Annotated in this window: 24 protein-coding genes and 1 tRNA gene; 16 read left to right on the forward strand and 9 right to left on the reverse strand. The window is 48.8% G+C overall.

Annotated features, from left to right (window positions below; all coding sequences use genetic code 11):
• Window positions 1-200: 200 nt before the first annotated feature.
• The 8 genes from ACQY6I_RS23080 to ACQY6I_RS23115 all read left to right on the forward strand — a co-directional run bounded on the left by ACQY6I_RS23080 (window position 201) and on the right by ACQY6I_RS23115 (window position 7,375).
• Window positions 201-1,235 carry a PstS family phosphate ABC transporter substrate-binding protein gene (locus ACQY6I_RS23080; RefSeq protein WP_428243963.1) on the forward strand — a complete coding sequence of 345 codons (1,035 nt, stop codon included), beginning with the start codon at window positions 201-203 and terminating at the stop codon, window positions 1,233-1,235.
• Window positions 1,236-1,380: 145 nt separating this feature from the next.
• Window positions 1,381-2,868: a phosphate ABC transporter permease subunit PstC gene (gene pstC, locus ACQY6I_RS23085; RefSeq protein ID WP_428243964.1), complete on the forward strand. Its 1,488-nt coding sequence runs from the start codon at window positions 1,381-1,383 to the stop codon at window positions 2,866-2,868.
• Window positions 2,868-4,172: a phosphate ABC transporter permease PstA gene (gene pstA / locus ACQY6I_RS23090; RefSeq protein ID WP_428243965.1), complete on the forward strand. Its 1,305-nt coding sequence runs from the start codon at window positions 2,868-2,870 to the stop codon at window positions 4,170-4,172. The genes pstC and pstA overlap by 1 nt, the downstream gene beginning before the upstream one ends.
• 163 nt (window positions 4,173-4,335) lie before the next feature.
• Window positions 4,336-5,082 (forward strand): phosphate ABC transporter ATP-binding protein PstB, encoded by a 747-nt coding sequence (pstB, locus tag ACQY6I_RS23095; RefSeq protein ID WP_428244238.1) that lies wholly within the window; start codon window positions 4,336-4,338, stop codon window positions 5,080-5,082.
• A gap of 13 nt (window positions 5,083-5,095) precedes the next feature.
• Window positions 5,096-5,815, forward strand: coding sequence for a phosphate signaling complex protein PhoU (phoU, locus tag ACQY6I_RS23100; protein ID WP_044615357.1), 720 nt, complete (start codon window positions 5,096-5,098; stop codon window positions 5,813-5,815).
• Between the two features lie 180 nt (window positions 5,816-5,995).
• A tRNA-Thr gene (locus ACQY6I_RS23105) sits at window positions 5,996-6,071 on the forward strand.
• Window positions 6,072-6,467: 396 nt separating this feature from the next.
• Window positions 6,468-6,686, forward strand: a complete 219-nt coding sequence (locus tag ACQY6I_RS23110; protein WP_428243966.1) for a DUF6500 family protein — start codon at window positions 6,468-6,470, stop codon at window positions 6,684-6,686.
• Between the two features lie 152 nt (window positions 6,687-6,838).
• Window positions 6,839-7,375 (forward strand): methylated-DNA--[protein]-cysteine S-methyltransferase, encoded by a 537-nt coding sequence (locus ACQY6I_RS23115; protein WP_428243967.1) that lies wholly within the window; start codon window positions 6,839-6,841, stop codon window positions 7,373-7,375.
• Window positions 7,376-7,496: 121 nt separating this feature from the next.
• On the opposite strand, the gene hisF is transcribed toward ACQY6I_RS23115, so the two are convergent.
• The 4 genes from hisF to hisB are packed head-to-tail and all read right to left on the reverse strand — an operon-like array spanning window position 7,497 to window position 10,304.
• Window positions 7,497-8,258: an imidazole glycerol phosphate synthase subunit HisF gene (gene hisF / locus ACQY6I_RS23120; protein WP_428243969.1), complete on the reverse strand. Its 762-nt coding sequence runs from the start codon at window positions 8,256-8,258 to the stop codon at window positions 7,497-7,499.
• A gap of 2 nt (window positions 8,259-8,260) precedes the next feature.
• On the reverse strand, window positions 8,261-9,001 hold the full coding sequence (gene hisA, locus ACQY6I_RS23125) for a 1-(5-phosphoribosyl)-5-[(5-phosphoribosylamino)methylideneamino]imidazole-4-carboxamide isomerase (RefSeq protein WP_428243970.1): 741 nt from the start codon (window positions 8,999-9,001) through the stop codon (window positions 8,261-8,263).
• 14 nt (window positions 9,002-9,015) lie between these two features.
• Window positions 9,016-9,663 carry an imidazole glycerol phosphate synthase subunit HisH gene (gene hisH, locus ACQY6I_RS23130; RefSeq protein WP_428243971.1) on the reverse strand — a complete coding sequence of 216 codons (648 nt, stop codon included), beginning with the start codon at window positions 9,661-9,663 and terminating at the stop codon, window positions 9,016-9,018.
• Between the two features lie 50 nt (window positions 9,664-9,713).
• Window positions 9,714-10,304 (reverse strand): imidazoleglycerol-phosphate dehydratase HisB, encoded by a 591-nt coding sequence (gene hisB / locus ACQY6I_RS23135; RefSeq protein ID WP_428244239.1) that lies wholly within the window; start codon window positions 10,302-10,304, stop codon window positions 9,714-9,716.
• A 250-nt stretch (window positions 10,305-10,554) separates the two neighbouring features.
• Here hisB and ACQY6I_RS23140 point away from each other — a divergent pair, with 250 nt between their 5' ends.
• The 8 genes from ACQY6I_RS23140 (at window position 10,555) to ACQY6I_RS23175 (ending at window position 19,050) form a co-directional block, all read left to right on the forward strand.
• Window positions 10,555-10,998, forward strand: a complete 444-nt coding sequence (locus ACQY6I_RS23140) for an acetyl-CoA sensor PanZ family protein (RefSeq protein ID WP_428243973.1) — start codon at window positions 10,555-10,557, stop codon at window positions 10,996-10,998.
• A gap of 249 nt (window positions 10,999-11,247) precedes the next feature.
• Window positions 11,248-12,321: a nitrogen regulation protein NR(II) gene (gene glnL / locus ACQY6I_RS23145; protein WP_428243974.1), complete on the forward strand. Its 1,074-nt coding sequence runs from the start codon at window positions 11,248-11,250 to the stop codon at window positions 12,319-12,321.
• Window positions 12,318-13,745 (forward strand): nitrogen regulation protein NR(I), encoded by a 1,428-nt coding sequence (gene ntrC / locus ACQY6I_RS23150; protein ID WP_428243975.1) that lies wholly within the window; start codon window positions 12,318-12,320, stop codon window positions 13,743-13,745. Before glnL ends, ntrC begins: the two co-directional genes overlap by 4 nt.
• On the forward strand, window positions 13,738-14,181 hold the full coding sequence (locus ACQY6I_RS23155) for a GNAT family acetyltransferase (protein ID WP_428243976.1): 444 nt from the start codon (window positions 13,738-13,740) through the stop codon (window positions 14,179-14,181). The genes ntrC and ACQY6I_RS23155 overlap by 8 nt, the downstream gene beginning before the upstream one ends.
• 287 nt (window positions 14,182-14,468) lie before the next feature.
• Window positions 14,469-15,677 (forward strand): extracellular solute-binding protein, encoded by a 1,209-nt coding sequence (locus ACQY6I_RS23160; RefSeq protein ID WP_428243977.1) that lies wholly within the window; start codon window positions 14,469-14,471, stop codon window positions 15,675-15,677.
• Window positions 15,678-15,835: 158 nt separating this feature from the next.
• Window positions 15,836-16,837, forward strand: a complete 1,002-nt coding sequence (locus ACQY6I_RS23165; RefSeq protein WP_428243978.1) for a carbohydrate ABC transporter permease — start codon at window positions 15,836-15,838, stop codon at window positions 16,835-16,837.
• A gap of 1 nt (window position 16,838) precedes the next feature.
• Window positions 16,839-17,693: a carbohydrate ABC transporter permease gene (locus tag ACQY6I_RS23170; RefSeq protein ID WP_428243979.1), complete on the forward strand. Its 855-nt coding sequence runs from the start codon at window positions 16,839-16,841 to the stop codon at window positions 17,691-17,693.
• A 13-nt stretch (window positions 17,694-17,706) separates the two neighbouring features.
• Complete coding sequence (locus ACQY6I_RS23175) at window positions 17,707-19,050, forward strand: GH1 family beta-glucosidase (RefSeq protein ID WP_428243980.1); 1,344 nt, start codon at window positions 17,707-17,709, stop codon at window positions 19,048-19,050.
• Between the two features lie 86 nt (window positions 19,051-19,136).
• Here the strand turns inward: ACQY6I_RS23175 and ACQY6I_RS23180 are convergent, their stop codons facing one another.
• From ACQY6I_RS23180 to ACQY6I_RS23200, 5 genes are all read right to left on the reverse strand, one after another.
• Entirely contained in the window at window positions 19,137-19,637 is a 501-nt protein-coding gene (locus tag ACQY6I_RS23180; RefSeq protein ID WP_428243981.1) for a bacteriohemerythrin, read from the reverse strand.
• 224 nt (window positions 19,638-19,861) lie between these two features.
• Window positions 19,862-20,476: an FKBP-type peptidyl-prolyl cis-trans isomerase gene (locus tag ACQY6I_RS23185; RefSeq protein ID WP_428243982.1), complete on the reverse strand. Its 615-nt coding sequence runs from the start codon at window positions 20,474-20,476 to the stop codon at window positions 19,862-19,864.
• Between the two features lie 71 nt (window positions 20,477-20,547).
• A complete protein-coding gene (locus tag ACQY6I_RS23190) occupies window positions 20,548-22,833 on the reverse strand; it encodes an ATP-binding protein (protein WP_428243983.1) in 2,286 nt (761 codons plus the stop codon).
• Window positions 22,834-23,012: 179 nt separating this feature from the next.
• Window positions 23,013-24,458 carry a magnesium transporter gene (locus ACQY6I_RS23195; RefSeq protein WP_428243984.1) on the reverse strand — a complete coding sequence of 482 codons (1,446 nt, stop codon included), beginning with the start codon at window positions 24,456-24,458 and terminating at the stop codon, window positions 23,013-23,015.
• A gap of 343 nt (window positions 24,459-24,801) precedes the next feature.
• Window positions 24,802-25,449, reverse strand: a complete 648-nt coding sequence (locus ACQY6I_RS23200) for a DsbA family oxidoreductase (RefSeq protein ID WP_428243985.1) — start codon at window positions 25,447-25,449, stop codon at window positions 24,802-24,804.
• Window positions 25,450-25,518: the final 69 nt, after the last annotated feature.

The following is a 25,518-nucleotide window of genomic DNA, read 5'->3' on the forward strand; positions in this document are numbered from 1 at the left end:
TATTCCAGACTTTGACAAATACCCGAATTTCGACTTTTCTCATTATTTCCAGTACCAGTCGGTCAGAACCGACAGACATTCAATCATTTGTTATAGTTGTCATGAAAGTGTCACAAATGTTTTTTACCTTAACTCCCGTAGTAGCGGTATGAGCGCCACAGCCATACGAATTAGCACATATTCTAACAATGGGATCAGTTATGAAATCAATTACTTTAACAGCAGCAACTCTGGTTGCATCGCTTGCGTTAGCCGGTCACGCCACTGCCCGCGATCAGATTCAGATTGCAGGGTCATCCACCGTTCTGCCTTACGCCAAAATCGTAGCCGAAAATTTTGGCGAAACCTACCCTAACTTCAAGACTCCTGTTGTTGAGTCGGGTGGTTCCAGTGCTGGTCTCAAAGAGTTCTGTAAAGGTGTTGATCTGAATACCATTGATATCGCCAACGCCTCTCGCAAAATCAAAGATTCTGAAATAAAAGTCTGCGCAGAGAAGGGCGTTACCGAAATTCAGGAAATCCGTATCGGTTACGACGGAATCGTATTTGCTACAGATATCAACGGTCCTGATTTCGCTATCAGTCCAAAAGATATCTATCTTGCTTTGGCGGCCAAAGTGCCTTCAAACGGTAAAATGGTTAACAACACCTATACCAAATGGTCTGACGTAAACAGCAAATTCCCATCATGGGATATCACTGCCTATATCCCCGGTGAGAAACACGGTACTCGTGAAGTATTCGAAACCAAGCTGTTGGAAGCCGGTTGTAAAGCCACTGGTGCTTACGACCTTTACGTGGGCGCTGGCATGAACAAGAAAGCCGCCAAGAAAGCATGTTACGCAGTTCGTAAAGATGGTCGCGCAGTTGATATCGATGGTGACTACACAGAAACACTGGCTCGCATCGATGCCAACAAACAAGGCATGGGCGTTTTTGGTCTGGCCTTCTATGAAAACAACACTGACAAGCTGAAAGTGGCAACTGTTAACGGTATCGTGCCTTCCACAGAAAGCATTGCTTCCGGCAAATACCCTGTATCAAGACCGCTGTACTTCTATGTGAAGAAAAAGCATCTGGGTGCCATCGCCGGTCTGAAAGAATATGTTGAATATTTCATCTCCGACGCCATGGTCGGACCAGACTCTCCTCTGGCTGAATATGGTCTGGTCGCAGCACCCGCCAACGAGCGTAAAGCCGTTCGTGCAGACTTTAAAGCCGGCAAGACTCTTTGATGACACAGTGATTCAATAAAAAAGTTGAATCTTAGCTGCAGGGCGACTATGTTGCCCTGCATTTTTTTTCTAAGACGTCTATTTTTGAAGTTCTGAGGGTCCGAATAATGTTGCCGATGTGGAGTCTGATCCTGAGGAGGCCTTGGTGAATATATCCAGTCTTCTACTTGTATTATTAGCGCTAGCGGTTATTGGCTATGCCTGGGGAAGGAGGAAATCCTCTGCCATTGTTGAGGGGCGATTATCCAAACTTCATTCCCGCCTGGGCTATTACGGCTCTTATATTGCTCTGGCAACGTTTCTACCTGCCGTTATCGTGCTGATGTTATGGGCTTCTGTCGCACCCACCATTATCAACAATAAACTCTCTGGCGCTCTGCCTGAAGAACTGAAACAGAATACCTCCGATGCTGAGCGAAGTCTGATACTGAATTCCATTTATTCAATTGCCACCGGTCTGGACCTCATCAATGAAGATGAAAAGGATCAGATCAACAAAGATGTCGCTAACCTGCAACCCATTCTGCAACAACACGGCGTGGTGCTGGCAAGTGCAGGTCAAACCTACATGGTCGACCTTGCGACCAAGTTGAATCATTGGGAGAAAAACACTCGTAACGTCCAGACCGTGGTGGTCATTTTGATCGCTCTGGCCGGGCTGATTGCCTCGATTGCCACGCTCAAACCATCACTTCGCGCCCGCAACCGGGTCGAACTGGTCATGCTAGGTGCCTTATTACTCGCATCTATGATCGCCATTCTGACAACGGTAGGCATCGTTCTGTCGATGATCAGCGAAACCATCCACTTTTTTGGCATGGTGCCGCTGCATGAGTTTTTCTTCGGTACCGTCTGGGATCCTCGTTTTGCAGCCGCAGACAATCCCAATGCAGTTGGTCAATACGGCCTGATTCCATTGTTGGCAGGCACACTATATATCGCTTTGGTGGCTATGTTGTTTGCGGTGCCGGTTGGTCTTTACTCGGCTATTTATATGGCCGAATACGCCACTCCGAAAGTTCGCTCAACTGTTAAGCCTCTGCTCGAAGTCCTCGCGGGTATTCCTACTATTGTTTATGGTTTTTTTGCCATGGTCACCGTTGGACCTTTTTTTCGTGATCTCAGCAGCAACCTGAACAATCTGGCCACCGGTGAGGTAATGCCCTTTATTCAGGCACAAAGCGTACTCACCGCCGGTATTGTTATGGGCATTATGCTAATCCCCTTTGTCTCTTCGCTGTCCGACGACATCATTACCGCAGTCCCACGGTCCCTGCGGGACGGCTCCCTGGGGCTGGGCGCTACCCGTTCGGAAACCATGCGCAAGGTCATCCTGCCGGCTGCCCTACCGGGAGTTGTCGGGGCATTGTTGCTGACAGCCTCAAGAGCCATCGGCGAAACCATGATCGTGGTATTAGCCGCCGGCGTGGCCGCAAGACTAAGCCTGAACCCCTTTGAACCGATGACCACCGTCACCGTTAAGATCGTTAACCAGCTAACCGGAGACAATGAGTTCACGTCCCCTCAAACGCTGGTGGCTTTCGCCCTGGGCATTACATTATTTACCGTTACTCTGGCGCTCAATGTCTACGCCTTGTACATCGTTCGTAAATATCGGGAGCAATACGATTAATGACTACGACTGCCACCCCTTCCGCAAAACCTAAGATTAACGATGCGAACCTGAAACGTCGCTATGCCGCAGAGTTCAGGTTCAAACTGTATGGCATTCTGGCAATTTCCGTCGGTCTGATATTCCTTGCGTTGCTGCTCTGGTCTGTCGTATCCAAAGGCTATACTGCTTTTCAACAGACCGAAATCAAGCTCGACATTGAGTTTTCCAAATCCGTGATCGATCCGGATGATCTGGCAGCGGAAGACCCCAATGTCCTGTTGATCGCCAACTATCCGGTACTGGCTAAAAATGCTCTGGCGAAATATCTGGGGATCAGCAAGAAAGATAAAATAAATCTGAAGATGGTCAAATCCATGATTTCCGCCGGTACACGTACACAATTGCGTAACATGGTGGTTGCTGATCCTTCCATTATCGGTACTACCCAGTCCGTCTGGATATTGGCCAGTGGGAATGTTGACAGTGTCGTCAAAGGCCAGTTCAGCCTGGAAATTGATGAGAGCCGGCGTCCGGTTAAAGATCAGCAGGTCTCATGGATTCAGCGTATGCAGAAAGAGGGAGTGCTGAAAAAACGCTTCAATACCGGCATCTTTATTTTTGGTGCCTCAAGCCGGCCTGAAACCGCTGGTATTGCTGCAGCCATGGTCGGATCCCTATATATGATGCTGATCGTGCTGGTACTGGCACTACCTATCGGGGTTGCCGCCTCTATTTATCTTGAGGAGTTTGCCACCAAGAACCGTTTCACCGATCTCATTGAAGTCAACATCAATAATCTGGCTGCAGTACCTTCGATTGTTTTCGGTCTGTTGGGTTTATGGGCATTTATTAACGTCGCTGGCCTGCCTAGATCCGCTTCTCTGGTAGGGGGTCTGGTACTGACACTGATGACTCTGCCAACCATCATTATTGCCACCCGGTCAGCACTGAAGGCAGTCCCACCATCTATTCGTACAGCTGCGCTGGGACTCGGTGCTTCCAAAATGCAGATGGTTTTCCACCATGTTCTGCCACTGGCCGCACCCGGCATTATGACGGGTACAATTATTGGTCTGGCCCAGGCGCTGGGAGAAACTGCACCACTACTGCTGATTGGCATGGTCGCGTTCGTTGCCGATGTTCCGACCACACCACTGGATCCTGCGACGGCTCTGCCAGTACAGATCTTTATGTGGGCCAATGAGGCGGAAAGAGCATTTGTCGAAAGAACATCTGGAGCCATTCTGATTCTGCTTGGGTTCCTTCTTATTATGAATATTACTGCTGTTATTCTGCGCAAACGCTTTGAGCGTCGGTGGTAATAATTACTCCAGCATGGGAGACTAAAGCGTTATGACAACTGTAACTAGAAGCGATCAAACAACAGTGATGAACAACCCGGTTAAGGTCAAATCCAATAGCGAGAGTCACGTTGCCAGCGAGGATTTCAAAACCATTGGCGACATTACCCACCCGGATCCCGCAATGACCATGCGTGGCGTCAGTGTGTTCTATGGCGAGAAACAGGCCATCTTCAACGTTGACCTCGACCTGGGTCAAAACGAGGTACTGGCCATGATTGGACCATCCGGTTGTGGCAAATCCACGTTTCTGCGCTGCCTGAACCGTATGAACGACACCATTGAGGCCTGCCGAGTGACGGGTGAGCTGAGCCTTGAAGGGGTAAACATCTATGATAAAAAAATGGATGTTGTTAATTTACGCGCACGAGTAGGGATGGTGTTTCAGAAGCCGAATCCATTCCCCAAAAGCATCTATGAAAACATTGCGTACGGACCGAAAATCCACGGCCTGGCGAGTCGCCGGGCAGAACTGGATGAAATCGTCGAAACCAGTCTTAGAAAGGCAGGTTTGTGGGATGAAGTGAAAGACCGGCTCGACCAGCCTGCTACCGGCATGTCTGGTGGTCAGCAACAACGTCTTTGCATTGCCCGGACCATTGCTGTCAGCCCGGATGTGATTCTGATGGACGAACCCTGTTCCGCGCTGGACCCAATTGCCACGGCCAGGGTTGAGGAGTTGATCGCCGAACTGAGCGCCAACTACTCCATTGCCATTGTCACTCACAGCATGCAACAGGCAGCCAGGGTGTCCAATCGTACTGCCTACTTCCACCTCGGTAATCTTGTCGAGGTTGGCGAAACAAACGACATATTTACCAAGCCGTCGCACAAACTGACAGAAGATTACATCACCGGCCGTTTTGGCTGAGGAAACCGGAACCATGGACAAATTAAACCTCGATCATCATATCTCCCAACGCTTCAATCAGGAGTTGGAAGAGGCTCGCAAAAACCTGATGCAAATGGGTGGAATCGTCGAACAACAGGTACGTGACGCCATCAAAAGCATCGTCGATGGTGATTCCGAACTCGCTGAAAAAGTGATTCAGGCCGATAAACGCGTCAACAAAATGGAAGTCAAAATTGACGAAGAATGCGCCAACATCATCGCCCGACGCCACCCGGCCGCCAGCGACCTGCGCTTCGTTCTGGCGGTCACAAAATCGGTCAATGACCTTGAAAGAATGGGCGATGAAGCCTCCAAGATAGCCCGCATGGCCCTGGAACTTAGCGGCAATGAAGGCTCAGGTCCGACCAAGGGCTTTATCGAAATGCGCCACATTGGTGAACAGGTCGCCAAGATGGTTATGGAAGCACTCGACTCATTTGCCCGCCTCGAAAGTGCCAGTGCACTGGCAGTATTGAAAGCGGATAAAGACGTCGATCTCGAATATACCACCGCCATCAGAACCCTGATTACCTATATGATGGAAGATGGCCGAACCATCTCCAGGGTCATGAACATTGTCTGGGCATTGCGCTCACTGGAGCGGATTGGAGACCACTCCAGGAATATCGCTGAGCACGTTATCTACCTGGTGGAAGGCGAAGACATGCGGCATCAGAAAATCGAAAAAATCGAAGATAAAATCCAGGGCTAAATTCGCCCGTTATCTCCGTCAGCGGCCATACAACTGTTGTCATGGCCGTTTTCTCTCCTGTTGAACCACCAAAATCTACGCCCTTCACAAGAAATCTTACAAAAACCTAAAAAATTCAATCAGTTAAGTGTTGACCAATGGCTTAGCCAACAGTATATTACGCGACGCCTTAGGGCATGGGCCGGCTTAGCTCAGTTGGTAGAGCAACTGACTTGTAATCAGTAGGTCGCCAGTTCGATTCCGGCAGCCGGCACCACTTATTTAAAACCCTCGCAAACCAGTGTTTGCGGGGGTTTTGCGTTTCTGGGGTGATGAAAATTCAGTCCGACCCAAAGGCCGAAAGATGCGACAAGGGCAAGATTAAGTCCAGCTAGCTTTCACTCACCCGTCATAAACCCTCCCTCTTAACCGATAAACGAAAACCCCTGTATCAGCAGAACGACATGCCATTGATTACCAGCATGTACAGAGTTGTCTGTGCATAAAATCTGTGCAATTGATGAAGGCGGCTTTATGCAGTATCCGGAATCGTAAGCCTAGAAAATACCCGATGAACATAGATAACCGATTAGCTGTTCCAGCCATGACGACTCATGTCGACTGATCTGCCATACTGCCGTTATATGATTACTAGAAGTAAGGGAGACTGATTTTGCGGAAAGAACTTAGACAAAAAATCATTGAAGTTTGTGATCAGAAAATCAGCAAAAAGGGACCAGACGTAGGACTATCCTTTTATGCTTTTTTTAAAAACAAAAACGATCAGCCCGAAGTCCTGATGGAAGCTGCCAAATGGTGGATTGAAACTCATCAACTAGATCATTTCGAAAAAGCCAGCAAGATTAGAGACATGGTCCGGGCAGGTATCTGATCTTTAAGCGCCTTACTTTTGGTCCACAACATCTTTTGATCCGGCCAATGATGTTTTCTCAAAACCAACCGGCATTTGCCAACTCACGGACTCTTGGTAGATGATGAGGCAAAACAAGACATGACGATCATCCCCTTTCAAAGGAACGGACCATGATCATTTATAACACTCTGGAAACACCGCTGGGTGAGGCATGGATCGCATCCAGCGATGCCGGTATCTGTCTATTGGAATTTACTGATCGTTATAGTGAGGCCTCGCAGGTACAGCGTTTATCCAAATTATTTAAGTGCGAGGTGAGCAAAGATCATCACCCACTTATCAGTCAGGCACAACTGCAGTTGGAGCAGTACTTTTCCGGTCATCGAAAAGAATTTGATCTACCGCTTGATCTGGCAGGAACGGATTTTCAGCGCCGGGTTTGGCATGCTCTGACCACGATTCCATATGGCATAACCCGTAGCTATCTGGAGCAAGCTCGCACAGTCAGCAACGATAAAGCCGTTCGTGCGGTCGCCAAGGCAAATGGCGACAATCCGGTATCCATCATTGTGCCCTGTCATCGGGTGATTGGCAGTGATGGCAGCCTGACTGGTTATGGTGGTGGTTTGTGGCGCAAAAAAAGGCTACTGGAGTTAGAGGGCTGCATCAGTGTCCAGGCTTCGCTATTCGATCAGAACCCGATTTGAGCATGACGGACTTGATGACAGGTAATCAGGCTGATTCGTGATCGGAACAACCATGGTTCGTCGGACAGAAAGGCTGTGCTTCCGTGCATCACTTTCCTGTCCGGCACCAACGTCATGGCGCTTATAAGCGCATCTCAATACCCGCTGCAGCCATATATTCCTTGGCCTGCTGAATGGAATATTCTGCAAAGTGGAAGATACTGGCTGCCAGTACCGCGTCGGCTCCACCCTCCAGTACGCCTTCCACCAGATGATCGAGGTTGCCAACGCCGCCAGAGGCAATTAGAGGAATCTTAACCCGCTCTGTCATGCGTCGGTTCAGCTCATTATCAAAACCATTCTTGGTGCCATCGCGATCCATACTGGTCAGCAGAATTTCACCGGCTCCAAACTGCTCCATCTTGACCGCCCATTCTATTGCATCAATGCCTGTGGCATTACGACCACCATGAGTGAAAATCTCCCAGCGTTCGTCATCCACTTTTTTGGCATCTATCGCAACGACAATACATTGCGCACCAAATCGTTCTGATGCTGCACGAACAAAATCCGGATCCTTGACCGCAGCAGAGTTGATGGAGACTTTATCTGCCCCGGCATTCAGCATATTGCGGATATCATCGAGCGTTCGAATCCCCCCTCCAACTGTCAACGGGATGAAGACTTCGCCAGCAATCGCTTTTACGGTTTCGATCATGGTATCGCGGCCCTCATGAGTCGCCGTGATATCAAGCATGGTAATTTCATCCGCACCTTCAGCGTTATAACGGCGCGCCACTTCCACCGGATCTCCGGCATCTCGGATATCGACAAAGTTAACACCTTTGACTACCCGGCCATTATCTACATCCAGACATGGAATAATTCTTTTTGCCAGTGCCATACTCAGTTACCTGCCTGTTGATCACAATACTGTTGAGCCTCAGCAACATCCAGTGAGCCTTCGTAAATTGCCCGGCCGGTAATCGCGCCGCAAATGCCTCGATCCGCCACGGTTACCAGTCGCCTGATATCTTCCATGTTAGTGACACCACCAGAGGCAATTACCGGAATACCACCGGCCTCCGCCACTTCCACAGTCGCCTCGACGTTGACTCCCTGCATCATGCCATCACGACTGATATCGGTGTATACAATGGCGCTGACGCCATTGCTGGCAAACTGCCTGGCCAGCTCTGTCGCTTTCACGGTGGATACGTCGTCCCAGCCTTCTGTGGCCACCAGCCCGTTTTTGGCATCGATGCCGACAATGATGTGACCAGCGAACCGGGCACAAGCCTGTTGGACAAATTCAGGCTGTTTGACCGCCTGAGTACCGATAATGCAGTAACTCACCCCAGCAGCCAGGTATTGTTCAATGGTATCCAGAGAGCGGATACCACCACCAATCTGAATCGGAAGATCCGGGTATTTTCGGGCAATCGCGGCGACGACCTCGGCGTGTACGGGCTTACCTTCAAAAGCACCATTCAGATCCACCAGATGCAGCCGCCGACAGCCAGCCTCAACCCAACGACTGGCCATAGCCACCGGGTCATCACCAAATACCGTGGAATCATCCATTCGCCCTTGTTTGAGCCGGACACATTTTCCATCTTTTAAATCTATTGCGGGAATAATCAGCATAATGGTTCCTGAAATTAGAGAGTGCCGTCCCAGGCCAGAAAATTACTCAGCAGCTGCAAGCCGGCAGTGGACGATTTTTCCGGGTGGAACTGTGTGGCGGCGATGTTATCGCGGAAGATTACGGCATCGAACGGCAAGCCGTAATTGCATGTACCGGCCACTTCGTTTTCATCATCACATTCAACATAGTAACTATGGACGAAATAAAAACGGCTGCCATCGTCGATATTGTTCCATAACGGGTGCTGCTCTCGCTGAAACACATTGTTCCACCCCATATGTGGAACCTTCAGGGTCCGACCGTTTTCATCAACTATTTCACCAAAGTGGTGTACTTGCCCGGCGAAGAATCCCAGACAATCAACCCCCCCGTTTTCATCGGAATGGTCCATGAACGTCTGCATACCAATACATATCCCCAGTACGGGTTTACTCTTCATGGCTTCAGCGATGACCTGACCCAGCTCCAATCGCAGGATCTCACCAACACAATCGCGAATCGCACCGACACCAGGAACGATGACATGATCACAGCTCAAAATAGTCCTGGCATCGCCGGTGACCACTACTTTCGTTTCGGGGCTAACATGCTGCAACGCTTTGGCGGCGGAGTGCAGGTTCCCCATGCCGTAATCAATCACGGCAACGGACTTGGATGTCATATTTGAATTCCAATATTGGTTATTATTTGAACAGAACTGTAAACTATTATTTACAAAGACCCCTTGGTCGATGGGATCATGCCCTCCATTCGCGGGTCCATCTCGACAGCCATACGCAAGGCTCTGCCAAAAGCTTTGAATATGGTTTCGGCCTGATGATGAGCATTCATTCCGCGAAGACAATCGATATGCAAGGTCACACCGGCATGATTCACAAAGCCCTGAAAAAACTCATAGAACAACTGCGTATCAAACCCGCCAATACTGGCACGGGTAAAATCGACGTGCATTTCCAGACCGGGACGGCCCGAAAAATCTATCACCACCCGGGACAAGGCTTCATCCAGCGGGACATAGGCATGGCCATAACGGCGAATCCCCTTTTTATCGCCGACAGCCTTTGCCACGGCCTGCCCAAGGGTAATACCCGTATCTTCAGCGCTATGATGATCATCAATATGGTGATCTCCCTTACAAACAATATCCAGATCGACCAGACCATGTCGGGCGATCTGATCCATCATATGCTCTAGAAAGGGCATTCCGGTATCAAATTGGGATGTTCCGGTACCGTCCAGATTTAAACGAACTGAGATTTGGGTTTCCGCGGTATTTCTGTCTACCTGGGCACTTCGGGGCATAAATATCGGGCCTTTGGATGAGGGAGATGTCATGAAGCTGAAATTATAGCGACTCATGCTAAGCGCTTAAAGCAGACTTAATTTTATTCCCGGCTACTGGAATAGATGCAGGTTATTCTATAATGTTTGCTGACTTTGTTGAGGAGGGATGCATGAATTATGGCTGCAATGATGCAGCACAATAAACGGTCTGGGATTTTCGACCAGACTATTTCGTAAAATAATTCGGAAATAACATAGGAATGCCATCATGACTATGCCAAGTCCCGTAATGAGCTTTCAGGTTGAGGTGATCGACTCTCCCTCAGCTGAAGACAGATCAGATCTCATAAAGATTTACAACGATGCTCCACAGCGGATTTTAGATACCCTGACCCCGGAACAGCTAGTTGATCACCTGCTGTCAGCCAGAGGTTACACATTGTATGCGGCGAGATATAACGGCCGCCTACTGGGAGCTGCTGTTTTGCACCCGTGGACCAAAGGGCTGAGAATGCGCTATCTGGTGGTAAGAAAAGTATCTCGTCGTAAAGGTGTTGCCATAGAGTTACTGAATCATGTCATAGCTCTGGCAGATATGCCGATTTATATCGACATGCCGCAAAACACAGCCACTGATTTACTGTTTGACAAAGCTGGCTTCACCAAACTCAATGCAGAGGAAGGCAGGGCGTTCTGGCGCCTGGATGTCTAACTTCCTGATATCACATCACTCCTGATTCGACCTGGTTGTATTCATCGGGCAGTCCAGCCGCTGTTCGCTGCGATGATTCAGGTCGATTCTTCAGCCGTCATTGCCTAAGGAACCAAAACGGTCCATATTAAAAACCTATCGCACCATAATAAAGCATAATTCAGCCTAAGCCGTCGTTTCATAGTGCACCGTTTTTGGTCTGGATATTGCTCAAAACCCCAAATGGCGTGAAATGATGGACTCGAAAAAGTGACTGACCCAAAAAAGTTTTTCTCTGCACTGGTGGAACAACAGTGCACTGCGATAGTGCTGATGGATGAAGCACACCACATCTGTTACCTTAATAACTCGGCCGAGTTGCTGTTTGCCCGCTCAGACTCACGTGCTCAGGGGGTACATATCACGGACCTGTTTCAATCAGACTCCTCACTACCTGAGTTCACCTCTCTCGATAACCCCAATAGCTCTCTGACCCAACGAGAGGCCCGCTGGACACTCGGCAATGAACGCGGCGTTATTACCGTCGACTACATGATGCAGCGTATTCAGATCGAAGGAACCCCCTACATTCTGCTGGAAGTACAGCATATTGATCGCCTGAAAAAGATTTCCCGGGATGAGGAGTTCTTTGCCAAGCAGGAAACCACACGACATCTGGTGCGTGGTGTAGCGCACGAAATCAAAAATCCGCTGGGGGGAATACGAGGGGCAGCCCAGCTATTGGCACGAGAGTTGCCGGATGAGTCTCTGACTGATTATACCAATGTGATCATAGAAGAAGCGGACCGGTTGAGGAATCTGGTCGATAGGATGCTGGGTTCAAGCAAGATTTTGCGGCCTCAGAAAACCAATATTCATGAAGTTCTGGAGCGCATATGTCAGCTCACTCGCGCAGAAACCCACAATGGGGTTTTGCTCGAACGGGACTACGACCCCAGTGTTCCGGATCTGGATGCCGATTCCGAACAGTTGATCCAGGCCATATTGAATATTGTCGGAAATGCAGTACAGGCACTCATGGAAGCGCGAATTACTGACCCGACCATTATTATTCGAACCCGGATCGCCCGACGCTTCACCATCGGACAAAAATGTTATCGCCTGGTATGCCGTATCGACGTGGAAGACAACGGCCCCGGAATTCCGGAGGAGATTGCTGAAAATATTTTTTATCCAATGATCAGTGGGCGAGCCGGCGGAACCGGATTGGGGCTGTCAATCGCCCAACAGATCATCAGCCAACATAACGGGATTATTGAATGCCAAAGCAGACCCGGAGAGACACGTTTCACCATATATTTGCCCTTGGGAGACCATGAATGAATTCTGCCAGCCGAGTATGGATCGTTGACGACGATCGCTCTATCCGTTGGGTACTTGAACGAGCCCTGGAAAAAGAACACATAGACTGTCGGAGTTTTACAGACGGCGAAAGCCTGCTGAGCCTGCTGTCACGGGAAGCCCCGGATGCGATTATCAGCGACATCAGAATGGAAGGTATTGACGGCCTGAAACTGATGGACCGCATCCATGAGCACCACCCGGACATGCCGGTCATAATCATTACCGCACATTCAGATCTGGACAGTGCCGTCGCTTCATTCCAGGGCGGCGCTTTCGAATATCTGCCCAAACCATTCGATGTCGACGAAGCCGTTGTTCTGGCAAAACGCGCCATCGAGCATTCCAAAGAGCACCGGGCACAATCGACCCAGACCAGTAAGGAACCGGATACTGAAATCATTGGTGCCGCACCTGCCATGCAGGAGGTGTTTCGCGCTATTGGCCGTCTGAGCCATTCCAATATCACAGTGCTTATCAACGGCGAATCAGGTACTGGTAAGGAACTTGTCGCTCATGCCCTACACAACCACAGCCCTCGTAGAGAACACCCGTTTATCGCCTTGAATATGGCGGCTATTCCTAAAGATTTGATTGAATCCGAGCTGTTCGGTCACGAAAAGGGCGCATTTACCGGCGCAGCCACCCAGCGTCAGGGACGTTTTGAACAAGCCAACGGCGGAACTCTGTTTCTGGACGAAATCGGTGATATGCCGATGGAGACCCAGACAAGATTGCTGCGGGTACTGGCTGATGGGGAGTTCTACCGGGTTGGAGGCCACACTGCTGTAAAAGTGGACGTTCGCATTATCGCCGCTACGCACCAGAACCTCGAAACTCTGGTAAAAGACGGTAAGTTTCGCGAAGACCTGTTTCATCGTCTGAACGTGATCAGAGTGCACCTGCCTAAACTGGCGGATCGCCGTGAAGATATCCCCAAACTGCTGGAGCACTTTCTCAAACGTGCCGCCAAAGAACTGAACGTGGAAGCCAAAGTCCTGCGCCAGGATGCCATGGACTTTCTGTCAGCGCTGCCCTGGCCGGGAAATGTCCGCCAGCTGGAAAACACCTGTCGCTGGATTACAGTAATGGCCAGCGGCCGCGAGGTTCATGTTTCTGACCTACCACCGGAATTACTGGAAGGGGATGATCGACATTCGACCTCGGCAGACTGGGAGCAATCGCTGCGTAACTGGGCGGATGCCGAACTGGCCAGAGGCGCCAAAGGTATACTGGATATGGCCGTCCCCAGGTTTGAACAGGTTATGATTGAAACAGCTCTCAAACATACCGCCGGCCGAAAACGCGATGCATCCATTCTGTTGGGATGGGGTCGAAATACGTTGACCCGTAAAATCAAGGAACTGGGACTGGAAAGCGGTTCGGAGGACGATGACGATGAGTAATTGGCAGATTCGCCCGTTTTTACCTGAAGACACGGATCAAGTCATTCAGTTGTGGAAACGCTGTGGTCTGCTGGTGTCCTGGAATAACCCCTGGACAGACATAGAACGGAAAATCAACCACAGTCCAGAGTTATTCCTGGTTGCCACTAATGAGCAACAACAAGTGCTGGCCAGTATCATGATCGGTTACGATGGCCACCGGGCCAGTATCAATTATCTGGCAGTATCGCCAGAACTTCAGGGTCAGGGACTGGGAATGAAGCTGATGAGTATCGCCGAACAAAAGTTGATCGCACTCGGCTGCCCCAAAATTAATCTATTTGTCCGGGCCAGCAACACAAAAGTGCTGGATTTTTATGATCATCAGGACTTTCACCGTGAAACCTCCGTAGCATTCGGAAAACGGTTGATTGAGGATGATCCTTATACCGTCTGATAAAACAGCCCCGTTGAGCAGGTTGTTGATTTTCTGATGCACTGCGAATCCTGCGTTAAAAATCAGCAACCTGTCTGGGACTTTTTCTAACCCCCCAAAATTCTGTGATCTCCACCTAAAAAAAGCTTTCTTTTGTGTTTAATCAATATCTTTCTTATAGAAGTTATTGACACACCAGCGGACAATTCCTTACCTTTCTGTAAACGGTTACATGTAAAAACACAACAATATGAAACTGTCTTTCGGAATCTAACACCAAAAAAAAATAACAATCAGGAGAAAACAGTATGAAAATTCAGGTAAAAGCTGGCGTGGCGGCATTGTCATTAGTTGCGGCCTCTGCTTTTGCAGCAGATATCAGGTTTGATCTTTATCCGGACTATGATACCCAGATAAATGCCATCAAAGATGGCTTGCCCCAGCATAACATTACCGTGCTGAAGAATAACCACGGTGACCATCACAACAAACTCAAAACCAACCTGGCTACGGGCACTGGTGCGGGTGACGTGGTATTGATCGATGTCGGTTTCGTCGGTTCTTTTATTAATTCCGGTGGCTTTGTGGATCTGACTGATCGTTATAAGGACATTGCCGGAAATTTTGCCAGCTATGCCGTTGAAGCCGGTAAAGGCAGCGATGGCAAACAGTATGCGGTACCTGTGGATTTGGGTCCGGGTGTTATGTATTACCGCCGTGACTACATGGAAGATATGGGTTTTGATATCAATGAAGTCATGACTGACTGGGATACGTATCTTGAGTACGGTGCCAAACTCAAAGAAAAAGGCATCCTGCTGATCGGCAATGCCAGCGCCGTTGCCAACGCCTATTATCGCTTCAATACCAAGGCCGGCGAAGGCCTCTATTTTGATGCCAATGGCAAGTCCCTGGTCACGTCAGAGCGTTTTGTTAAAGCCTTTGAAATCGCCAAAGCAATACGTGATGGCGGCATGGATGGCAATATCAGCGAATGGACCGAAGACTGGTATGCGAGCTTTCGTGATGGGAAATTTGCCACGCAAATGTCCGGAGCCTGGCTGTTAGGTCACCTGAAAAACTGGATTGCGCCTGATACTGCAGGCAAATGGGGGGTTTCAAACCTGCCTGCTGGTCTTTATGGCACCTGGGGCGGCTCGTATCTGGCGATCCCCAAACAATCCAAAAATCCTGATGCCGCATGGGATCTGATCAATTATATGGTGTCCAAAGATATCCAGCTGGCTGGTTTTAAAAACATCGCAGCGTTCCCAGCGCATATTGGTACTTACAGCGACCCCTCCTTCGATGAATCCATTGAGTTCCTGCGTGGTCAGAAAGCACGCCTGATGTTTGCAGAAATTGCCCGCAATATCACCCCTGTTACTCCTATGAAAGGCGATCTGATTGCCGAAGATCTGGTAGGGCTCGCACTGGATCAAGTCCTGAATGATGGTGTCGATATTAAGACCGCCCTCAAAAGGGTGGAACAACAGTTGAAACGAAGAGTGCGTTAAGTCATAGCCATGACACTCTCGGCCAGACCGGCATTGTCCGGTCTGGCTGACTCGACCTCAGGCGGGTTACTTTATCGCCTGGCTTTTACCACTGGAAAAACAACCTCCCTAAACAAAATACTGTTAGAGGTTATCTACAACTGTAAGCGAGTATTGTTATGGACAGTACCCCCATATCATCCGGACAACACATCCCGCGACAAAAAACTGCTCAGCGCCGGGATTTAAGACGTATTTTGAACAGACTGACCCCATACGGTTTTCTGTCTCCTTATCTCATCATTTATGGGGTTTTTGGCATTTTTCCGGTTTTTTTCATGGTGTACCTCTCTTTTCACACCTGGAATCCGGTTGAAGGGCTGAGTTCGATGCAGTTTGTCGGTCTCGAAAACTATGCCCTGTCATTGACCGATCCAACATTATGGCAGACTCTCTGGAACACACTGGTTATGGCAGTCTTGTCCGGTGTACCTCAGCATCTTATTGCTCTGCCACTGGCGTATTTCCTGATCATGATGGCGACCCGTATGCGCCACTGGCTGACAACGGCTTATTTTTTGCCTTACATCACCTCGACAGTTTCCGTGTCGATGATTTTTTATGTCATGTTCTCCAAGGACAGTGGAATTATTAATGCCGTTCTGGTGTATCTTGCCGATGCCAGTTGGAGTAGCTGGTTGTTCGGAGGATTAAGTAGTGTTCTACCTCTTGGTTGGGTTCAGGAAAACGGCCTCATCCGCTATTCCGTATCGTTTGTGGTCTGGTGGAAATATGTGGGTTTTAACACTGTGATCTATACCGCGGGCCTGGCCACGATCAATCACGACCTTTACGAAGCCGCCACCATCGATGGAGCCAACTCCTGGCAACGCTTCCGTCACATCTCACTGCCATTGCTGAGACCTTTTATCTTTTTTGGTGTCACTCTGACGATCATCGGCAATATGAATCTGTTTGATGAACCTTACGTACTGACAGTTGGCGGTCAATTTGCCCAGACTGCAGGAAAAACCATCTCAAACTATCTGTATCAGATTGCCTGGGAGTGGCTCGATATGGGTAGCGCCGCTGCGGTTTCGTGGATTTTGTTTATGATCATCGGCATTTTTACCAGTATTTACTTCTGGTTTTTCGGCCGTCAGGGATTAGGGGGAGAATAACATGACACACGCTCAGGCAACTTTCATCGTCAACCTCTATCATAAAGCGGGTAAAGGTTTCCGTAACTTGATTCTGCTGCTGTTCGTATTGATTACGATCTTTCCTTTTATCTGGTCGGCCATTCTCGCCACCCATGACAGAACCACCATGTTCAGTGGCGGTATAGACTTTAACATTGGTGACAAACTGACTCAGAACTATGGGGATCTGCTGAAGATCATGGATTTCTGGAGCGGGATGGCAAACAGTTTTTCCATCGCATTTATTGGAACTGCCGTGTCTCTGGTCTTCTGTTCTATGGCGGGTTATGCACTGGCAACATTCAAGTTCAGGGGTAAAAATGCCATTTTCGGGGTCATGATCGCGTCGATGATGATTCCACCCGTGTTAACACTTATTCCTTATTACATGGTGATTTCCACCTTGGGCCTGGCTAATACCCATCTGGCTGTCTGGCTGCCTTTTACCATCAATCCATTCGGTATCTTTTTGATCCGCCAATATGTGGTTGCATCTGTACCGAAGGATCTGCTTGAAGCATCCAAACTGGATGGCGCGAGTGAACTTCGTATCTACTGGAACATTGTTTTACCGCTATTAAGACCCGGGCTGGCAACACTGGCCATCGTCCAGTTTGTATTCCTCTGGAACAACTTCCTGCAGCCACTGGTGGTGTTAAATAGCCCGGATAAAATGGTTATCACGCAAATGCTGCGAAGTGTACAAGGCGTCCCTAATACGCCCTGGGGCGCTGTCATGCTTGGTACAACTATTTCCATTCTACCGTTGATCGCCCTGTATATGCTTGCCAGCCGCCAGATGATCTCTGGTTTGACTAGCGGCGCAGTAAAATAACAAGAGAATCGACATGACCTTTGAATTACCTCATAACAGTCCTTTAACCAAACCTGGATTCATTTACGGTGTTGCTACTGCTGCATTTCAGATAGAAGGAGCCAACACCGCAGACGGTCGCTGCGAGTCCATCTGGGACCGGTTCTGCGCCACGCCCGATAAAGTCCATAACGGTGATGATGGTGCTATTGCCTGTGATCACTATCACCGCCTGGAGCAGGACCTGGATCTGATCCAGTCTTTGGGAATGGATGCTTATCGCTTCTCAGTCGCCTGGCCCCGGATCGAGCCGGCACCAGATCAATGGAACGAAGCAGGGTTTGAGTTTTACGAACGATTAATCGATGGTCTCATCGCCCGTGGTATCAAGCCATATCTGACACTTTACCATTGGGATCTGCCACAGTACCTGGAAGACAAAGGTGGCTGGATCAATCGGGAAACCGCCTACCGCTTTGTTCGCTACGCAGAAAAAATTACCGAACGCTTCGGAAACAAAGTCGTTTCTTACTGCACCTTCAACGAGCCACTTTGTACCGCATTTGTGGGGTATCGCTGGGGAATACATGCGCCTGGATACGCCGATCACAAACTTGGTTACCAGGCTGCCCATCATGTTCTGCTGGCGCATGGACTGGCACTGCCTTATATGCGGAAAAATGCCCCGGAAGCAGAACATGGGATTGTGCTGAACTTTACTCCTGCATATCCACATGAGGATACAGCCGCCGACTTAGAAGCTGTCGAATACTCGGATGATGCCGATGGTTTCTGGTTCCTGCACCCACTGATGACCGCTGAATACCCTTCCAGAGTCGTTCAGCAGGATGCGGTTTTTATGCCCGTAATTTTACCTGGCGACATGGAAATTATTGCCCGTCCAATCGATTTTCTCGGCATTAACTATTATTCCCGCAGAGTGGTTAAAGCAAACGCTCAGGGCTTGCCGGAACAGGTTCATAATGAGCATCCGAAAACGGATATCGGCTGGGAGATTTATCCCGACGGACTGACTCATTTGACCCAGAAAATCACTCGTTGTTATGCCAGACTGCCGCCACTTCTGATTACTGAAAATGGTGCCGCTGACAATACTGAACCCGAAAATGGGGAAATCAACGACACCATGCGTGTCAATTACTATCAGCAACACCTGTTGGCAGTACACAACGCTATTGAAAGTGGTGTGGATATTCGAGGCTACTTTGCCTGGAGTCTGATGGATAATTTTGAATGGGCCTATGGTTATTCGATGCGTTTTGGAATTGTTTATGTGGATTATCAAAACCAACAACGCACACTGAAAAGATCCGGCCAAAGCTGGCAACAATTTTTACAGCACAGAACAACCCGGTAAACTGATATTTTCCGCCTATTAAACGTAATCAATCCGGTATGCTATAGGCATATCGGATGGATTATCGAGAGAACAAATATTACATCCTATTTGAATACGGAATGCCAAAGTCTACCAACAATGGATTTCTTATGATCAGTGGTGGCGACAGCACCCTTACTTAAGAAAAATGGCGCATACAACTGATCTTCATTCATAATGTGCTTGGTCAGCCACATCCGCAAAAAGTGCAGTAGCTCAAATGATATCGAACGGTTACCGTTGTGCAGCTTTTCCTGTAGAGCTTTTACTTCATTGATTAACACTTCATGATGCTGCTTATGTTCATCTGCTTCCGGGTAACCCAGAATCCGCATCAGGCTCTCTTCAACAGCAAAATGAATTTTCGTGTAATCAATCAACTCACCCAGGATATTTTCAGCGACCTCTTTACCCTGATGCTCATACATGGCTGTATGCAATCTGTTTAATATAGACACGAGCAACCGATGTTGATCATCGATTTCCTGAATACCGACAGCAAGCTCATCACTCCACTCAATCAGGGTACTCGGTCGAGACATGGTTTTTAAAACTTCCGCAGTCATAATCGATCCAACCCATTTATCTAAATTATTATTGTTCAGGCACTAGCGATACCTGATTATTAGGTGCACACATTGTGCTGATGGAAAAACAGACAATTGTGACTTAGGTCAAATAATCAGTGATCAATCGATAAATAAGCGTTGTCGGAATCACGACAAGAAGGGACTTAAGAAATAGACAACCGGGCATTCCCGGCTGTCAATAAACAGGTATTTATGCTGACTTAAAGAATTTCCAACAGTTCAACATCAAAAACCAAGGCCTGATATGGAGCAATCGCACCACCAGCTCCCTGTGCACCATAGCCCAATTGATGGGGAATATATAAACGCCACTTGGAACCTGTAGGCATCATTTGCAATGCCTCTGTCCATCCTGCAATCACTCCGCCCACAGGGAAATCAGCCGGCTGACCACGTTGATAGGAACTGTCGAAAACCGAACCGTCAATCAGGGTTCCATGATAATGACAACGTACTTTCGAGCTGGCGGTCGGACGCTCACCGTCACCCGCGCTGAGAATTTCATATTGCAGCCCGCTGGTAGTCACCGTGACTTCTTCGCGCTTGGCATTTTCTGCCAGAAATGCCTCTCCTGCTTCCGCAGCTACTGCGCCTTTTTTGGCTTCTTCCTGTTCAAGACGTTTACGAATGACCCCAAAAGCAACCTGCATGTCTTCATCATTCACATCACTGTCCTGCCCCTGAAAAGCGCTGATCACCCCTTCCACGACCGCATTCACATCAAGACCTTCAAAAGGATTATCTTTCAACTGGGCACCAAACTGACGACCAACACCATAGCTGACTTTAAGTTCATTGGTTGAATATTTAGACATGAGATTTCCAAAACAATTAAAGGGGCCGATGCTAACACAGAGACAGCGGTTTTATTACCTGGGTAATTGTCTCAATTACCTGAGCTGCTCTCGTCCCAGGAAGTTAAAGAAACATTCTGTAACACCGTACCGGGTTGCTGCTCTTCAGCCTGCTGAACCCGATTGACCAGGTGCATGGCTGATCGGGGCTTCTTTGCCAGACTACCACCTTCAGACGTTCTCAAATACCACCGATCATGCAGGCTTATTTTGACCAGTTTGAAAATATCCAGTGCGGTTATCGGATAGGTACCGACTGCATCTGTTTGCTTCGAAGTTCCGGAAAATTCTCCTGCCAGTAAATCAACAAAGGCAATATAAACGGCTGAAGGTTTTCTGGATTTGAGGTGTGCCACAAAAATCTCATCATCCCAGGATGGCGCCAGTAGGACGTCAGCTGGCGGCTCATGCATCAACTCCACATCGGTAAAATCCCGCACCGCAACCGCTATGCCGCAGTCTGACAGGCTCTCTTTCAACGCTTCATTATGCTGATGGATACGCTTGTCGATCCACCATACCAGCGGAATCGGAATATCTTCCCACGCGGGAGCGGAGTGTACCGGAGCCGCCACGAATGGTAACTCGAACCAGAAACGGCTCCCGACTGCCAGTTGACTCTCCACTCCCATAGAACCGTGGGCTTGGGTGCATTGTCTATAGGCCATGGATAGACTGGCACTTGCTGTATCTGACAAACTTCCATCGGCTGACCGGGTAAACAACTGCGGAACGAGTTCCGTGTCGATGCCGATACCGGAATCCGAAACCTCCGTCAGTAAACGAATGTCTTCACCAGAACGCCGGTACGACACATGAATGCGAATATGTCCCTGGTGGGTAAATTTCAGAGCATTGGAAAACAATATCCGTAAAACCTGACGATACAACATGACATCGCCAATCAGCAGATCCGGTAAATCCGGTGGAAAATCCACCAATAGTTTCAACGATCTCTGCTGCGTCATGGATGCTCCAAGCAAGAGCAAACGGGAATAAATTTGATGCAGAGAAAACGGTTTATTGAGCGGAGCCATCTGGCCAGCCTGCAGCGCCGGGCGCTCAAACAATCGCTCTGCCATATCGATCGCCCCTTCGGTCGCAAACACCACACTTTCCAGGTACTGGCGCTGAAAATCATCAACCGCATACGTATAGGACTGCCGGGCAGCACCCAACAGACCAGTCAGAGAAGCTTTGACCTGTTGACTGGCTTGAACAACGTAAGACTCACGCGCGGTCTGCAATTCTCTGGCTTTCTGTAATCGTTCCTGAAAATCTGTCATCTGCTGCTGCAGTCGCTGATGGTCGCGATAGTCAGAAATATCCCGTATCAAACAGATATAACGATCACTGCCCGTATTATCAACACAGGCAATGGTCAAGCTTACATCCATCAGGCTGTTATTCTCATGGCACAGGACAAAATTGCCGGATAAACCATAATGATGGTTTTGCCTGGCGTTGATCAGTTCCTCATAGAGATTGGTCTGTCGGACCCGTAAAGGCTCCGGAAACAAATCAGCAATGTTTTGTTGGCCTGGCACAGAAACACGGAGCCCCAATAAATTTTCAGCTCTGGTATTGGTCTGTTGGATATCCCCTTCCGCATTCAATATCAGCACAACATCCTGGCTACTCTCCAATAACAGCTGAAACTGTTCCTGCTGATGTTGCAGATCTTTCAATAAGGACACATAGGATTCACTTAACATGTCCATTGAGTGTGGAAGTGATGAACCATGACGCCCATTATCACGTTGATACCACTTTATATAATCTAATAATTCTGCAACCGGACGAGCCAGTCTCTGCCAAAATTGAAACCACAGCACCAATCCGATCACCACAACCAGGGCGACAATTCCTGCGCTGTAAATCATGCTCTGATAAAACAGGGAACTGGCAATAAAAGGTCTGGCAGCCAACAACACATAATGATCGGCCAGCGGTGCGTTCAACAAAAAATAATTGGTATTGATTGTGGCCGGTGCCTGGGGTTTATCGAGCAGGTGACGAACAGATTGCGGCAACTCCGACAAATCGGCCACACCTGCGAAACTCCCGGAAGCGGATTCAACCCGATGATCTACGGAAAAATGCAGTACTCCACGAATGTCCGGACTAGCCAGAATATCTTCATCCGAATGACCTGCCTGTACAGCAATCTCAGCCCTGTTCAACTGTTGTTGGCGTTGTTGAGTGTAGGCTCGCTGGCTCAAACCGAAGACCAGCACACATAGAACAACAGCAAAACACAGCGATGTCCAAATAACCGGCATCACCATTTTTTGCATGATTGAAAAACGGGTAGTCATTGGAATAACAGAAGCTCCACAGTGAAAATGCTTGATAACGTTTACAGTGTAGACAAATTTCCAGATGTCACCGGTGGTATTTATATTTATTACAAAAAATTATTTTTGATTACCGGAAAATACAGTCACTGAACCGATATGTATCATTTCTGCCGATCCTTCTAAAGTATTAGACAGGACTAAACCAGCCACCAGGTTGCCAACCCAAGAAAAATAAAGAAGCCCATACTATCTGTTACGAATGTCAATACCACACTCGCCCCCATGGCCGGATCACGACCGTATCTCGCCAGTGTTAATGGCGTAAATATTCCAGCCACCGCGGCGATGATCAAATTCAACAATGTAGCCACCGCCATCACGATCGAGATGCCCGGATTACCATATAACAGAAACGCCACGCCGCCGAGCAGACATCCCCAGAGCGCGCCATTAATGACACTGATTAACAATTCCTTCATGACCAGAAAACGCAGGTTATCGCGGTTAATATGATCCAATGCCAGACCTCGCACAAACAATGCAATGGTCTGATTGCCGGTATTGCCACCAACACTGGCGACGATCGGCATCAGGGTGGCCAGTGCCACCAGACTGATAATGGTCTGTTCGAACAACGCAATGAAACGAGTGGCCAGAAAGGCGGTGGCCAGATTAATACACAGCCACAACCAACGGGCTCTGGCACCGGACATAACCGGACCAAACAGATCCGTACGGGCACTCAAACCTTCTTTCGCCAGTACGGCGCCCTCGTGATGCTCACGCAGATAATCCATCATGGTTTCAACAGTCAACCGGCCAATGACCCTCCGGTTCTCATCCACTACCGGTGCGGAAATCAAGTCATATCGTTCGAACGCATGAGCAGCATCCTCTGCATCTTCATCAGCACTAAAGGTCACAGGATTAGGTTGCATCACGTTATTGACCCGCTCATCGCCGGGGTGTCGCAATAAAGAAGTCAACGGTAAAACACCTACAAGATGGCGAGGTTTTTGTACGACAAATAATTTATCCATTTGTTCTGGCACTTCTTCCATCGCCCGAAAGGCTGCAATCACTTCATCCAAAGATTGACTGGGCCCTACCAAGAAACTATCCCGGCTCATCAGGCTGCCAACACTGTCTTCGGGGTAGGACAAAGACGCCTCAAGCCATTGCTGTTCGGCGGCTTCCAGTTGTGCTTTGGCAGAAGCCAACACATCTGATGGCAGAAACTCGGCAATCTCGGATAATTCATCAGCATCCAAATGAATCAGTAGCGTCAACAGCCGGTTCGAATCGGTTTCTTCCACAATACTGGTCAGCACCGCTTCCGACATGTCCAGCATCGCTTCCGCCGCCACATGCTCTTCCAGCATCGACCAGACCAGCCAACGCTGGTCCAGGGTCAGCATATCCAAGAGGTAAGCGGCATCAGCTGCGTTGAGAATTTTCAGCTTACGACGCAGCTCCACTTCGTGTTGCCTGTGCACCAACGTTTCAAGCAGCTCTGCCCGCGATTGTGCCTGCCGCTGGGCGAGGTTTTCGACCAGCTTCTGACGCCGCAGCAACTCCAGAATCGGCTCCAACTGATGTTCAAAACGAGTGCTGTTATTTAGGGCTTCACCGTTCACTGCCATTGCTCAACTCTTCAGTCGTTCCGGTCAGAATACACGACATCCAACGTATATCCCTATACCGGGAAATTGAAATTCATCTTATACAACAACGCTGTCATTGTGATTCAAACACTCGCGGTTACTATCTTTGCAAAATACGCTATTTATGAGACATTTCTGTGATGTCATAAACGGCCATAGATGATCCCCGCGCCAATTATGACTTTAGTTGATACATATCGATCACCTTCGCAGCACAGCAAGCCGACGGATCTGACAAGTCCGCCTTGGTAAAGTGGGTTTTGTTGATATCTGGTGTTGACGATGAAGGATGTACGGCGAATGTTCCAGGGTCGACTAATACTCAGTGTTCCTGCATAGCAGAATGCATCAACTTCAACATGTCTTCATACTGCTCAATACTGCGGGTACCCAACACGGCTTCGCCCTCGACAATGACTGCCGGCACAGAATGAACCCCCATATTCTGCCACTTCTGTTCTTCACTCCGAACTGCCTCAGCAAACTCCTGTGATCGTAAAACCTCCGCTGCCCGTGAAACATCCAGCCCCACCTGCTGCGCCAGTTCCAACAACACATCATGCGACGACGGGTTACGATTATCACCATGATAAGCCTGCATAAGTGCCAGCTTGAGCTTCAGCTGGCTACCATCCTCACCTTCATGACCGGCCCAGTACAACAATTGATGGGCGGAAAAAGTGTTCCAGATATGAGTACGATGACCAAATCTGAATCCAACTTGCGCGCCCCGCTCGCGTAACATTGCATTGGCAGCATCCAACTGATGAACCGACATGCCAACCTGCTGAATCAGATACTGATCGAGCGCCTGACCTTCAGGTGGCATGGCCGGACTCAATTCAAACGGATGGAAGCGCAAATCCACCTCGATTTCACCTTTTACCCGTTCCAGGGCACGCACAAAAGCACTAACACCAAGAGCACACCAGGGACATGAAATATCTGAAATAAAATCGACTCTTATCATAAAACCTCACCAGCTACACAACCTGATTCCGAACCGAAATTTTTCCGGATTCAGACATTCGTGGCATCG

It is taken from the genome of Gynuella sp. (assembly GCF_050297175.1).
In the GTDB taxonomy this organism is placed as follows: domain Bacteria; phylum Pseudomonadota; class Gammaproteobacteria; order Pseudomonadales; family Natronospirillaceae; genus Gynuella.